The sequence below is a fragment of the Humidesulfovibrio sp. genome (assembly GCF_031082295.1).
Classification (GTDB): Bacteria; Desulfobacterota; Desulfovibrionia; order Desulfovibrionales; family Desulfovibrionaceae; genus Humidesulfovibrio.
Genome location: NZ_JAVHLD010000018.1, coordinates 26074 through 40113 on the forward strand (window position 1 = coordinate 26074; position 14040 = coordinate 40113).

The 14040-nt window shown below is 65.7% G+C and carries 9 protein-coding genes; 2 read left to right on the plus strand and 7 right to left on the minus strand.

The window, feature by feature from the left end; all coding sequences use genetic code 11:
* Positions 1–277 precede the first annotated feature (277 nt).
* From RDU24_RS10475 to RDU24_RS10505, 7 genes are all read right to left on the minus strand, one after another.
* Positions 278–3718, minus strand: a complete 3441-nt coding sequence (locus RDU24_RS10475) for a PAS domain S-box protein (protein WP_308735701.1) — start codon at positions 3716–3718, stop codon at positions 278–280.
* Entirely contained in the window at positions 3718–4803 is a 1086-nt protein-coding gene (locus tag RDU24_RS10480) for an ABC transporter substrate-binding protein (RefSeq protein ID WP_308735702.1), read from the minus strand. Before RDU24_RS10480 ends, RDU24_RS10475 begins: the two co-directional genes overlap by 1 nt.
* A gap of 453 nt (positions 4804–5256) precedes the next feature.
* Positions 5257–6657: an HD-GYP domain-containing protein gene (locus RDU24_RS10485; RefSeq protein WP_308735703.1), complete on the minus strand. Its 1401-nt coding sequence runs from the start codon at positions 6655–6657 to the stop codon at positions 5257–5259.
* A 177-nt stretch (positions 6658–6834) separates the two neighbouring features.
* On the minus strand, positions 6835–8406 hold the full coding sequence (locus RDU24_RS10490; RefSeq protein WP_308735704.1) for a sigma 54-interacting transcriptional regulator: 1572 nt from the start codon (positions 8404–8406) through the stop codon (positions 6835–6837).
* A gap of 25 nt (positions 8407–8431) precedes the next feature.
* Positions 8432–9031: an indolepyruvate oxidoreductase subunit beta gene (locus tag RDU24_RS10495; protein WP_308735705.1), complete on the minus strand. Its 600-nt coding sequence runs from the start codon at positions 9029–9031 to the stop codon at positions 8432–8434.
* Entirely contained in the window at positions 9028–10902 is a 1875-nt protein-coding gene (gene iorA / locus RDU24_RS10500) for an indolepyruvate ferredoxin oxidoreductase subunit alpha (protein ID WP_308735706.1), read from the minus strand. The genes RDU24_RS10495 and iorA overlap by 4 nt, the downstream gene beginning before the upstream one ends.
* 14 nt (positions 10903–10916) lie before the next feature.
* The gene (locus tag RDU24_RS10505; RefSeq protein ID WP_308735707.1) at positions 10917–11609 is read right to left on the minus strand and encodes a tetratricopeptide repeat protein; all 693 of its coding nucleotides are present in this window, start codon (positions 11607–11609) and stop codon (positions 10917–10919) included.
* Positions 11610–11961: 352 nt separating this feature from the next.
* Between RDU24_RS10505 and RDU24_RS10510 the strand changes: the two genes are divergently transcribed.
* Positions 11962–13221, plus strand: a complete 1260-nt coding sequence (locus tag RDU24_RS10510) for a glutamate-5-semialdehyde dehydrogenase (protein ID WP_308735708.1) — start codon at positions 11962–11964, stop codon at positions 13219–13221.
* Between the two features lie 87 nt (positions 13222–13308).
* Complete coding sequence (nadD, locus tag RDU24_RS10515) at positions 13309–13980, plus strand: nicotinate (nicotinamide) nucleotide adenylyltransferase (RefSeq protein ID WP_308735709.1); 672 nt, start codon at positions 13309–13311, stop codon at positions 13978–13980.
* Positions 13981–14040 lie beyond the last annotated feature (60 nt).

A 14040-nucleotide genomic window follows, 5' to 3' on the forward strand; every position in this document is an offset into this window, starting at 1 on the left:
ACGCCAGAACAAATCAAGCGGTTAGGAGAATATCCTAGCCGCTTTTTTGCTTTGCAGGACAGTCCCACACGCTTCATAGCCCCACGGATTTGCCGGAGCTTCAGAGGCACTCGCCCGCAGGACCCCGGCGCCACGGCTGGGGATTGGCCGCTTGCCGTCACGGGCGCGAGGGGCAGAGTGGTGTGGCGCCGTAAGTCGGTCCATGAGCGCATTCAGAGCGCAAGCAGCTCCGAGTGAATCGAAATCCGACGCGAGGCTCCGCCAAGTGTCAGCGTGCTTACGGGCGGAGACCCCGTTTGCGTACCGTCTGGGCGACCCTGCCAAGCGCCTTCTGGATTTCTTCCACCTGAACGGGCTTTGCCACGTGGTCATCCATCCCCGCAGCCAGGAACTTTTCACGGTCTCCGGGCATGGCGTAGGCGGTCAACGCGATAATGGGGACTCTCGCCTTCCCCAGGGCGTCGGACATGCTGCGGATGCGGTTTGTCGCCTCGACGCCGTCCATCCCCGGCATCTGGATGTCCATCAGGATGCAGTCGATGTCATTCTGCAGCATTGCTTCAATGGCTTCAGTCCCGTTGCTGGCGGTGACGACTTCGTGGCCCATGCGCTTGAGGAGGACGAGCATGCCCATTTGGCCAATGGGTTCGTCATCTGCGAGGAGTATCCGCAAGGGACCGTCCGTCGGCGCGATGTAGCACCGCTGCCCGTCCCCGATCGGCTGCTCTTCTCCATCGAAGGTGTCCAGGAGCAGATCCAGGTAGATGGCGGTGCCTTCGCCGACATCGCTGTCCACGCAGATGCTCCCTCCCATGAGCTCGACAATGCGCTTGACGATGGCCAAGCCGAGACCTGCACCCTCATAGGGTCTTGTGTAGCCTGCATCGGCCTGGGTGAAACGGCCAAACACATGGCTGAGCTTGTCGCTGGGAATGCCGATGCCAGTGTCGGCGACCATGAGATGCAAACGAAGCTTGCCTTCATGGCGCAGGGCCGGGCGGGCCCACACATCCACCTGCACAGAGCCCGAGGAAGTGAATTTGACGGAGTTGCCCACGAGGTTGAAGAGTATCTGCCGGATGCGCGCCTCGTCTCCGCAGAGGCGGGCGGGCGTTTCCTTCGCGATCTGGACGCGCAGGGCGATGTCCTTCTGGGCACAGGTCACGTGGAACACATCCGAAACGGAGCACAGCAACTCATTGAGGAAGAAGGGCGAGTTGTTCAGCGCGAACTGGTCCGTCTGCATTTTGGAGAAGTCCAGAACGTCATTGAGAAGCGAGAGCAGCCTGCGCCCCGCATCGAAGGCCATGGCGGTGAAGTTCGCACGCTCTTCCGCCGTCACATCCTGCTGGAGCAATTGCAGCATCCCAAGCACGCCATTGAGCGGGGTCCGGATCTCGTGGCTCATGTTGGCCAGGAATTCCGACTTGGCGCGGTCCGAGGTCTCTGCGAGGTTCTTCGCCTGCAGCAGTTCGTCCTCGGCTTGCTTGCGGCTGGTGATGTCCAGGAACATGACGGCGAGGCGGGTGGGCGAAACCGCGAAGCTGAGCACCTCGAAGGTGCCGGAGGAATGCTCGTCCTCATAGCCGAATTGCTCCGAGTGCCATGGGGTCCCTGTGGTGATGACGCTGAGGTAGCGGTCTGGGATGTCGGTTTCTTCCAGCATGGGGAAGGCCTCAAGAATGCCTTTGCCGATGAGCTGGCTGTGCTGCCGCCCAAGGATGGTGTCGGCAGCGGGATTCGCCCCGCCGAAAATGAGCTGGCCGTCCACCATGTCATACAGGTGCATGCCGATGGGCGTGTTCTCGATGATCGCCCGCAGTGCCGCTTCGCTGTTGATAAGCGCCTCGACGCCTTTCCTGCGCTCCAGCTCTCCGGCCGCGCGCATGCCGACCAGCTGCAGCAACGCCTCCACCCGGCGCCGGTTCGTCAGGGGCCTCCTGCCGATGACGGCGATTAGGCCGATGGCCCGGTGCTGGGTGTCCCAAAGGGTGACGCCGGCGTAGCTTTCGGCCTCCATGTCCTGGAGGATCTTGTCTTCGGGGAAAATGTGGCGCACGCGCTCGGCAAAGCAGCAGACATTCCGGCCCACAACGTCGCCGCACGGCGTGTCTTTCAAGGTGTAGCTGACGTTGTCCTCGAAATGTCCGTCGAAGTGCACCGCAACGGTATGGGCCGTGAGCCCATCACCCTCCAGCCGGTCGATGCAGATGTAGTCCATCTCAAGCGTCCTGGCCAAATAGCTCGCCAGGGACCTGAAGAAGTCCTCGCCATCGGCCTCGTTGCCGCATTGGAGCAGGAAGCGCTGGGCGTCTTCAATTGCCTTCCGCTCGGATATGTCCGAGAACATGATCAGGTGTTTCTCCTCATCCACGTTCTTCATCCGGACTTCCGCCTGCAGCCATTGACCGGACTTGGTGCGGTAGCGGCGCTCCAGGAATATGTTTTCGCCGGTCTTCGTGGCCTCGATGTTCTGCTCTATGCTCACCTGCTCGGCGTCCTCGGGATGCAGGAGGTCATGCCCGTCCATGGTCATCAACTCCGCACGCGAGAATCCGAGCAGCTCTTCGGCCATGGGGTTCGCGTCGAGCATGCGGGATGAACGGTCAACGAGCAGGATGCCGATGGAGGCTTTCTCAAACAGGCTGCGGTAGCGGCTTTCGCTCTCGCGGATCTCGATGTCCCGCGCGTAGAGGGTGTCGCTCATCTGAACGAATTCCTGCTCCACTTGCGCCAGTTCCAGAAAGGCGGTGGAATTCATCCCCATGCCTTCGACTCTGTTTCCTTCCGCGAGGCGTTGAATGGCTTCGGAGAAGTCGACAAGGGGTGTCACCACGCGCTTGCCGAGGTCTTGGCGCATGCGCAGCGAGAGCAGGATGAGCACCACGGTGAGCAGCGCCAGCAAAATGATGGCGGAACGGGCCAGGGGGCCGAAAAGCGCTACGACAGGCTTGGTGGTCAGCAGCACCCAGCCCGTGTCGGCGAGGCGGACCGAGGTTCCGAACACAAGCTCCTTCCCGGCGCGGAACACTCGCGACGTTGGCGTTTCGGTGCTCTCCCGTATTGCCTGCAGGTCCCCGATGTTCTCTTGCCTCTCCACACGCTTGTGCTCCGGGTGGGAGATGAGGTTCCCAAAGGCGTCGACAAGTATGATGGAGCCCTTGCCCTCTGGCTGCAGGTCTTGGAGATTTTTCTGGAAGACGCTTAGGTTCAGCTCTCCCACAAGCAGGTCCCCGCTGGGCGCAGGGGCGCCGATGTAGACCACGAGATGGCCGCTCGTGGACGAGGGTATGGGGCGGGAGAGGATAAGGAAGTCATTGCCTGCTGCGTCCAGGCTGAAGGGGAATTCGGTGCCTTCCTTGCCCGAGGGCACCACGGAACGCACGCGCTTGTCCTTGTCCAGCCAAAGCACACGCTCAAAATACGGCGATGCCGTGATGAACTCGTGCATGTGCTTCGGGATGTCCGGGGCGTGCTGCCCGCTGTCGATCTTTCCGGCGAAGAGGGCCAGCGAATGTGCGGAAGAGTCGACGTAGTTGCTGACATACTTGGCCAGGCCGCGCACGGCCAGGGCATCGCTGTGCACATAATGCTCGCGCATCCAGAAGGCGGCCAGCCCCGCGACCGCCAGCGCCACCAGGGCGCCAGGAATCAGCAGCCACAGGGTCATGCTGATGTTGAGGGTGCTGGAAAGGGAACGCGGCTTCTCCTGTGCCATCAGTGGGTTCCCCCCACGCTGTCGGTGATGACGAAGCGCCCCTGCTTGACGCTGGTGATGAAGGTGGGCCTGACGACGTCGCCGCTTGGCGACATGGCGAAAGGCCCAAGGATGCCCGTGTGCGGAGCGCTGTCCGCGAGGGCAGCTCTAAGTCCTTGAGTGTCTCCGCCGGAGCGTTTGAGCGCGTCGGCGAGCAGCAGCACCGCCTCATAGGCAAAGGCTGCGGCAAAGCTCGGCTTCCAGCCAAAGCGCTTGGTGTAGCGCTCCTGAAAAGAGCGGAAGCTGGGGAAGGCATTGTCCTCCGAGTAGTTGGAGACGAACTGGAAGCCCTCGACGATGCTGCCGCCCGAGAGCAACAGGGCGTTTGTCGCCGGCCAAGGCGGCCCAAGCACCGTAATGCCCGCTTCGCTCGGCCGCAGGGCCTGGGCCAGCGCTACGAGATCGCGCGCAGCCATGCACGCCACAAGTACCTCCGGTTTGGCCTTGCGGATGGCCTGCGCCAAGGCTCCCCAGTCCTCGCCTGCGCGGGAGGAATAAAGCCTGGAGCCCACGAGGCGCCCCCCCTTCCTGGTGTAAGACTTGTCCAAAGAGGCAAGAAAGGTGTCCGTATAGCCGACGTTGTCCGCATCGCCAACGAAGAAGATCGTCTTCAGCGACTTCTTGAGGGCGTACTCGGCCATGACCTCGGCCCATTTCGTGTTGCTGGGGATGACACGGAAAAAGCCGTCCTGCTTGTCTTTGAGGGCTGGCGCGGCAGTGGTCGGAGAAACCAGTACGCCGCCTCGCTTCTCGACAACGGGATAGGCGGCAAGGGTCTGGCTCGTCGTCATGTGGCCGACGATGGCCACGACCCCCTTGCGGAGCAGTGTCTCATCGGCCTGGATGGCGCCGCTCGGAGAGTCGAGGTCGTCCTCCGCCAGAAGCTCAAGCGTGCGTCCATTGACGCCGCCAGCGGCGTTGATCTCCTCCACGGCGAGAACGGCGCCGTTGCGGCCCTGGACGCCAAGGTCCGACTTCGCCCCCGTGAGCTGACCGGAGAAACCGACCAGGATGGGCTGGTCGGTCGAGCAGGAGAGCGTCGCCAAGCATATGGCGGTGGCGCCTATTGCCCGGAGTAATGCGAAAATTTTGCACATGTCTAATGTATACCGAGAATGCTATGATTTGCCAATGGAATTCTTGCGAGAACGGAGCGTGCGTCAATGCCGACAGGCGTGGTCATGGCCTTGGAAGGCATGAATAATAGTCACGCGCCACGCCGCTTGGCCTGCGCCTGACATCACAGCCGGGTGCAGGAGCCCGGACAGCCTCTGCCCAGTGCGATCGGCACGGCCTGGCGGCATGGGCATGTTGCGGCCAGATGCAACGAGGGGAGCTGAAGCGGCGACTGGGGCGCCATGACAAGGAGGTCGGAAGGGATGCCGACGGTCCCCTGTTATGCCGGAGCGCCTGTGCCATCGCCTTTCAGAACAGGCCACGCACTCACGGGGCATGCCCCGTCAGGGCTGCGGGTGGAAGGCAGGCAACGTGCAGGACTTTCAGTCTTGGCCTTGCCCCTTGGGCGAGCGCCATTTTCTGGCGACAAGGCTCGCCATGCCTTCCATCATGACCTCGATGTCCCTGGTGAAGTAGGTGGTGAAGATCTCCTGCAGGCTGGCCTTGAGCTCGGCCCCGTTGCTTGCGGCCGTGCTGTCGAAAAGGCCTCGCGCGATGCCTGTGAAGGCATCAAGCAGCGCCGGGTCGAAGTGCGTGCCGCGCCCGGCCTCCAACTGGCGCATGGCCTCGGTGAAGTCCAGCGGCTCCTTGTACGGCCGGCGCGAGGTCAGCGCGTCGAAGACATCGGCGATGGCGAACAGGCGGGCGCCGAGGGGCACCTGCCCGTTGGCGAGGGCCTGGTCGTAGCCCTTGCCGTCGAAGCGTTCATGGTGTCCGCTGATGACGTCCACGGCATCGGACAGCCAGCGGGCCTGGGCCACGATGTCGCGGCCATGCTGCACGTGCTGCTGCATCTCGGTGAATTCGGCCGCCGTCAGCGGGCCGGGCTTGAGCAGGATGGCGTCGCGGATGCCGATCTTGCCCACGTCGTGCAGCATGGCGCCCTTGAGGAGCGGTCGGATGGCCGCGCCGTCCAGGCCCAGGGCCTCGGCCAGGCGCACGGAGTAGATGGCGACCCGGTAGTTGTGCTGGTCCGTGTCGCTGTCGCGCTTGGCGATGGCGCTGCCCAGCACGCTCAAGGTCTCCAGGTTGGACTCCTGCAGGTGCACCGAGAGGTCCGTGACGCGCCTGAGCAGCCTGATGATGACCGGGTAGAGCAAGAGCGTGGTGGCCAGCACCACGAGCACCGCCAGCACCACGCTACGCAGCATGCCAGCGGCGATGTCGTCGAGCACCTTGTCTGAGACGGCGAAAAGGCTCTCGACGTAGGCAGCGTTTTTTCCCGCGCTGTTGGTGAAGGCCAGGCCCAGGTGCAGGTGCGGCCTGCCCGCGATGCGCACGATGTCGCGGAAGCGGTTCTGGGTGCCGGGCGCGAAGGGGAACCGGTGCGCGTCCATGAACCGCCGCACCTCGTCCTCGTGGGCGTAGTCGGGCACGAAGCGCTCGGCCAGCGGCTTGAGGTCCGTGTCCATGATGCGCACGTAGACGGTGCGCCCCAGGGGGTCCTGGTGTCTGGGGGGCGGGATGGCGTCGAGTTCCGCCTGGATGCTCCGGCTTTCGAGCCGGTCCGGCTTGTCGAGGTGCGCCAGGATGTGTCGTCTGAAATCTTCGCCGGACTGGAGGGTGTGCTCGATGATGATGTCGTCGAAGCGGGAGCTGTCGCGCAGGTAGACCGCGCCCGCCACAAGCAGGCAGATGAGCACCGTCATGCCCGCGATGCGGCGCAGCAGCAGCCGGTGCAGCGAAGCCGTGAGGCCCTTGTGCGCGCGGTCGTGGGAGGTCATGCGGCTGGGAATCCTCCTGGGGCGTGGACGTGCGGGGGTCGAGGCAAGTTCAACTCCTATCCAAACCGCAAGGGCGTGGCAAGGCCGAACCCCCGTGGCCGCGGCTCCAAAGGAAAACGCCCGCCAGGCCGGTTGGCCGTGCGGGCGTTCATGCGGGTCGCCTGGGCGTGGGACCGGCTATTTCTTGCGCTTGGGCTTGGCGCCGGAGAACCGCTTCACGTCGATGGCGTACTTTTTCACCTTGTAGTTGATGATGCGGTACGAGACGCGGAGGTCGCGCGCGCTTTGCAGCATGTTGCCGCGCGTCTTCTTGAGCGAGTCCACCAGGAGCTCCTGCTCGAACTTGGCCACGGCTTCGCCGAAGGAGAGGTTGATGCCCGTGGCCGAGGAGTCCGCCGTCTGGAGCGTGGGCGGCAGATGGTAGGTGCGGATGACCTCCTCCTCGCACAGGAGCACGGCGCGCTCGACGCAGTTGCGCAGCTCGCGCACGTTGCCCGGCCAGTGGTACATGGTCAGCAGCTCGATGGCCGGGGTGGAGATGCGCTTGATGCTCTTGCCGTATTCCGAGGCGAAGCCTGCCAGGAAGTGCTCGGCCAGTGGCAGGATGTCCTCTCTGCGTTCGCGCAGGGCCGGGATGAAGATGGGGAAGACGTTGATGCGGTAGAACAGGTCCTCGCGGAAGCCGCCCCGGGTGAGCAGCTCCTCAAGGTTCTGGTGCGTGGCGCAGATGAGCCGCACGTCGACGGACAGGGTCTGCTCGCCGCCCACGCGCTGGATTTCCTTCTCCTGGATGGCGCGCAGCACCTTGGCCTGGGCGTCGAGCGACAGCTCGCCGATCTCGTCGAGGAACAGGGTGCCGTTGTGTGCCACCTCGAACAGGCCGCGCTTGGTCGCCACCGCGCCGGTGAAGGCGCCCTTCTGGTGGCCGAAGAGTTCGCTCTCCACCAGCTCCGAGGGCAGGGCGGCGCAGTTGAGCTTGATCAGCGGCTTGTCGTGGCGCGGGCTGCCCTGGTGTATGGCCTCGGCCAAAAGCTCCTTGCCGGTGCCGGACTCGCCACGCAGCAGCACCGTGGCGCGGCTGGGGGCCACCTGGCGGCCCTGGCGCAGCACCACGCGCATGCTCTTGCTGGCGGCGACGAAGTCCTTGGGCGGGGGCGAGTCCATGCCCGCTGGGACCATGCCCTGGGCCATGAGGTGCTTGTGCAGGGCCATTTCCTCCTGCAGCTGGGCCACCTGGTTGGCGATGAGGTCGGCAACGACCTCAAGGAACTCGCGGTGGCGCTGCAGGGAGTCGTCGGGCTGCACGGGCAGGTCGGCGGAGAGGGCGCCAAGGACCTCCTGGCCGCCGCGCCGGGTGCTGACCACGGGCACGGACAGGAAGGCCAGGTTCTCCAGCTCTTCCTGGCTGCGGCCAAAGGCCTTGTTCAGAAACTCGCCGTGCTCGGAGAGCCGCGGCACGATGATGGGCTTGCCTGTCTCGTAGACCTGGCCCACCACGCCCTTGCCGGGCGTGTAGGTGGCGGGGATGGACCGGGTGGGGCTGTGCGCCAGCGACAGGCGCAGGCTCTCGGCCTCGGGGTCCATGATGACCAGGAACACTCGGACGTAGCCCATCTGCCTGGACAGGGCCTTGAGCAGGCCGCCCAGGCTCTCGTCCAGGGGCGAGCCGGGTGTCAGCTCCCGCAGGATGATTCTGAGCGAGCCCAGCAGCCCTTCCGGGCCGGAACACAACGCCTCGTATTTCGGCATGGGGCTTCCTTTCGCGCGCGCGGCCCTAGGCCGGATACGCGGCTCCCAGTTCCAGGGCGCGCAGGTTCACTTCGGCGATCTTGGGCTTCATGGTGGCGCGCACCGTGTCGGCCAGGACGTCGACGCCGAAGGGCAGCGCGCCCAGGGCGCACAGCGCGCCCAGGAGTGCGATGTTGCCGCTCTGCACAGCCCCGGCCTCAATCCCCAGGCTGCGGCAGGGCAGGAAGCGGGCCTGGCCCGCGCAGGCCGTCACCGTGGCCTTGATGGCGTCGATGTCGGGGTTCTCCTCGCGTCCGCAGGCCACCGAGAGCGGCGGCAGGAACTCGGTGCTGGAGAGCACCAGCCCGCCGGGCTTCAGGTAGGACATGGCGCGCAGGGTTTCCAGCGGCTCGAAGCCCAGCAGGATGTCGGCCTCGCCGGGTCCGATCTTGGGGCTCTTGTAGCCGATGAGCAGGGTCGACTCGACCACGCCGCCGCGCTGGGCCATGCCGTGGATCTCGCCGGAGGTCACGGGCAGGCCGAAGGCCAGGGCCGCGCGGGCGAGCAGGGTGGTGGCCGTGAGAGTCCCCTGGCCGCCGACGCCGGTCATGAAGATGCGGAGACGGGTCTGCTGAAGGGCGCTCATTTCGCGTCTCCTTTGCGGGCCTTGATGTTCGAGCAGAGCTGCAGGCAGAGCATGCAGCCGGAGCATAGCAGCGGGTCGATGGCCACCTTGCCGTCCTTCTTGAAGAAGGCGGGGCAGGCCAGGATGTTCAGGCAGTCGCCGCAGTCGCCCTTTTCGCCGCAGCCCTCCGTCACGTAGGCCACCTGGGTGACCTTCTTGCCGTAGGCGCGCCGGGCGAAGAGCGGGCAGGGCTCCTCGGCGATGAGCACGCGCACGCCGGACAAGGCCTTCAGCTCCTCGATGGCCTTGAGGGTGGCCTTCTGGTTCAGCGGGTTGACCTTGCGGATGTGCTGGATGCCAAGGCCGCCCACCAGCTTCTCGATGTCCACGCGAACAAGGTTGTCGCCGATGACGGTCTTGTCCACGCCGGGGTTGGGCTGGTGCCCGGTCATGGCCGTGGTGCGGTTGTCGAGGATGCACACCAGCAGGTCGTGCTGGTTGAACAGCGCGTTCACCAGGCCGGTGATGCCGGAATGGAAGAAGGTGGAGTCGCCGATGAAGGCCACCACGTCCTGTCCCGCCGCCTTGGCGGCGCCGCAGCCGGCGGAGATGCTCGACCCCATGCACAGGAGGAAGTCCGCGGCCTTGAGCGGCGGCAGGATGCCCAGGGTGTAGCAGCCGATGTCCGAGGAGTAGACCGCCGCGTCGCCGTAGATTTTGCGCACGGCCACGTAGGTGGCGCGGTGCGGGCACCCGGCGCAGAGGTTGGGCGGGCGGTTGGCCAGGGGGCCGCAGGCGTTGGCCTCGGTTTCGGCCGCGCAGGCCGGGGCCGCCTTGGCGGGCAGGCCGAGCACGTCGCGCAATGCCTGGGCGACCATGCCCACGTTGAACTCGCCGAAGCGGGGCATGGGGCCTGGTGTCTTGCCCAGGATGGTCAGGGTCAGGCCGAGGCGCTGCGCCAGGGCGCGGATCTCGGTCTCCAGCACCGGCTCCAGCTCTTCGAGAACGAGCAGGGTGGAGAGGCCGCTCATGAAGGATTCGATCAGTTTCTCCGGCAGCGGAGAGGTGAAGCCCAGGTCCAGCACCTTGACCTTGCCCGTGAGGTCGTCCTCGAGCAGGGCGTCGGCCAGGTAGGCCCGGCTGATGCCCGAGGCCACCACGCCGACCTTGCCCGCGCCGGAAACGACGTTGAGCGGGGAGGTCTCGGCCAGGCCGCGCAGCTTGTCCAGAAGGTCAAGCAGGCGCAGGTGCATGGGCCGCGCAAAGGCCGGGATGGGCACGAAGCGCGAGGGGTTCTTCTGGAAGCCCGCGGGCGCGGGCAGCACGGCGGGCTCGGCAAGCGTCACCGGGCCGCGCAGGTGGTTCACGCGGGTGGTGGTGCGCAACAGCACCGGGGTGCCCAACTCGCGCGACATCTCAAGGGCCGCGCGGGTCATGTCCTTGGCCTCCTGGGCCGTGGCGGGCTCCAGGCAGGGCAGCCCGGCCAGGCGGGCGTAAATGCGGTTGTCCTGCTCGTTCTGGCTGGAGTGGCAGCCGGGGTCGTCCGCGGAGAGCAGCACGAAGCCGCCGGGGCTGCCGGTGTAGGTCAGGGTCAGCAGCGGGTCCGCCGCGACATTGACGCCCACGTGCTTCATGGTCACGAGGGTCAGGGCTCCGGCCAGGGTGGCGCCGCCGCCGACCTCCAGGGCAACCTTCTCGTTCACGGAGTACTCGAAGGTGTAGGAGGCCTCAGAGGCGAGGCGGAAGAAAGTGTCAGGCACCTCGGAGGAGGGGGTGCCGGGGTAGCAGCTGATGAACTGGATGCCGGCCTCGATGGCGCCGCGCACGATGGCCTCGTTGCCGAGGAGCAGGTGCGTCTGGCCGGGAGCGCCGGATAGCAGGGGGTTTGCCATGCGGGGGTGTCCTTCTAGCTCTTCGCCTTGAGTTGGTTGGCCTTGAATTCGTAGTAGGGCTTGCCTGCGCCTTCGGCCTTGGTGGCCAGCTCGGTGTAGGCATCCTGCGCGACCTTGTCGTTTCCGGCCTGCTCGGCGGCCACGGCGATTTGCCTGGTGAGCGCCAGCTCGTAGGCCTTGGGCGCCTTGCCCTTGAGGGACTGGAGCAGGGTCAGGGCCTCGGGCGCCTTGCCCGACATAAGCAGGCTCTTGGCGTGGCCGATGCCCGCGATGACCTGCATGTCGGCCGAAGAGGAACCCGACAGCTCGGTCCAGGCGGTGCTCGCCTTGTCGAACTGCTGGCCGACCATGGCGGCGGCGGCCAGCTCCAGCAGCACCGTGGGCCGCAGGGAGGCGGGGGCGTCCTTCAGGAAGGTCTCCAGGGCCTCAACGCGGGCCTTGGGGTCGGTTTTCTGGATGAGCAGAACGCCCAGCGAGTCGGCGGCCTTGAGGGCCTGGTTTGCGCGCCAGTGGTTCACGCCGGCGTAGACGCCAACGGCCACGATGATGGCGCCGCAGCCAATGGCGATGGCCTTGAGGTTGTCCACCAGGAAGTGCAGCAGCCTTGCGGCCGTGTTATCCGGCGTGCTCTTGATCTGCTCCAGCTGCTCGATGACGCCGGGATTGACGGCGTGCTCCGCTGGAGCCTTGTCTTTATTCTCGTCCATGCGTGGGAACTCCTTGCGGCGTTGTCGCCCGTGTTCGTGATCTTTCCGTCCGCGTCCGCGTTCGGGCCAAAAATGTTTACGCAAAAATGTCAAACAGGTCAAAGGGGAAGATACGGCCAACCAAGATTATTTGCGCTTCATTTCAATGGTGTGGAAAATCAGTGTGTTGCTGAATCGGCTTGGTGCCGACGGGCACAATTTCTCAATAAGATTGACTTGGATGGCCTCTCAAGGTAGCCAAGCAGGGTTCAGAAGCGGAGTGGAACGCAGCAGGGCCAAGGCCTGGCGAGTCCCTCTCAAGCACGCTTTTTTGCCAACGGCAACGCCGCCAAGCCAGGGAAGGAGTCAGGCCATGACCATCGCCGCCCAGATGCGCAAGATCGCCCAGGACGCCAAAGCCGCCTCGCGCAAGCTTGCTGCGGCCGAGGGCAGCGCCCGCCAGCAGGCCCTGCTGAACATCGCCGACCTGCTCGTGCAGAGCGCTCCCGTCATCTTCTCCGCCAACAAGAAGGACGTGGACGCGGCGCGCAAGAACGGGCTCGACAGCGCCAAGCTCGACCGCTTGACCATCAGCCAGGGCGTCATGGACGCCATGGTCCAGGGCTGCCGCGAGGTGGCGGCCATGAGCGACCCCGTGGGCGAGATCGAAGGCATGAAGAAGCGCCCCAACGGCATGCTGGTGGGGCGCATGCGCGTGCCGCTGGGTGTGGTGGCCATGATCTTCGAGTCCCGGCCCAACGCCGCCGTGGACGCCGCAGTGCTCTGCATCAAGAGCGGCAACGCGGCCATCCTGCGCGGCGGCAGCGAGGCCTTCCACTCCATCAAGGCCCTGACCAAGGTCGTGCACCAGGGGTTGGAAGCCGCCGGGCTGCCCAAGGGCTGCGTGCAGGTGCCGCCCACCCCGGACCGCGAGGCCGTGAGCGCCCTGCTCAAGCTCGACGAATTCATCGACGTCGTCATCCCGCGCGGGGGCGAGGGCCTCATCCGCGCCGTGGTGGAGCAGGCCTCCATGCCCGTGCTCAAGCACTACAAGGGCGTGTGCCACACTTTTGTCGACTTGAGCGCCGACCTGGAGCGCGCCGTGACCATCATCCACAACGCCAAGGTCCAGCGCCCCGGCACCTGCAACGCGCTGGAATGCCTGCTGGTGCACCAGTCCGTGGCCAAGAAGCTGCTGCCCAAGGTGGCCAAGAAGCTTGGCGATGCCGGGGTGGAGTTCCGCTGCTGCAAGGCGTCCCTGCCGCTTATGGGCAAGACGGCCAAGGCCGCGACCAAGGCCGACTGGGGCTACGAGTTCCTGGGGCTGACCCTGGCCGTGAAGGTCGTGGCCGACCTGGACGAGGCGCTGGAGCACATCGCCCAGTACGGCTCCAACCACACCGAGGTCATCCTGACCGAGAGCCACGCCAACGCCATGCGCTTCACCCGCGAGGCCGACGCAAGCATGGTCGCCGTGAACGCCTCCACGCGCCTGAACGACGGCGGCGAGCTCGGCCTTGGCGCAGAGGTCGGCATCTCTACCACCAAACTCCACGCGTATGGCCCCATGGGCATCCGCGAGCTCACCAGCGCCAAGTTCGTGGTCCTGGGGCAGGGCCAGATTCGCCAGTAGACAGTTTTGGTTCGCGCCCCGGCCCTGCTCGGCCTGTGGTCCCTACGCGTGCATTGCGGGCAGAAAGAAAAAGGACAGAAACGCATCATGGCCAAGATTGGAATCCTGGGCGGCAGCTTCAACCCCATTCACGCGGGCCACATGCGCATGGCCGTCGAGGCCCGCGAGTCCGTCGGCCTGGAGCGCGTGCTGCTCATGCCCGCGGGCGAGCCCCCGCACAAGCCCGCCGAGGGCATGCTGCCCTTCGCCCACCGCCTGCGCCTGGTCGAACTGGCCGTGCGCGGCGTCACCGGGCTCTCGGCCAGCGGTTTCGAAGGCACGCGCACAGGCCCCTCCTACAGCGTGGACACCCTGCTGGCCCTGCGCGAAAAAATGCCCGGCGACGAGCTGCACTTCATCATGGGCAGCGAATCGTTCCTGGCACTGCCGGGCTGGAATCGCGGCCTGGAGATCCCGCACCTCTGCTCCATCATCGTCGTGCTGCGGCCCGGCGCCGACAGCGGCAGCATCGCCGCCTTTGCCGAGGCCAACTGGCCCGGCATGGAACGCGCCGGCGCCAGCCACACGCGCTTCGCCTGCGGCACCGGCTTGTTCACCGTGAACATGCCCGTGCTGGAAGTCAGCTCCACCGACATCCGCAGGCGCTGGCGCGAACGCCGCTGCCTGGCCATGCTGGTGCCCCACGCCGCCGAGGAAATCCTCGAGCGCGGCGGCTCGGCCTACGAACAAGCCTGGGGCCAGCGCGAGGAGAACGGATAAGAGAGGGCCTCCGGCGGCCAAGGGGCCTTAAGGCCCCTTGGAACCCCCGGTACGCGAAGG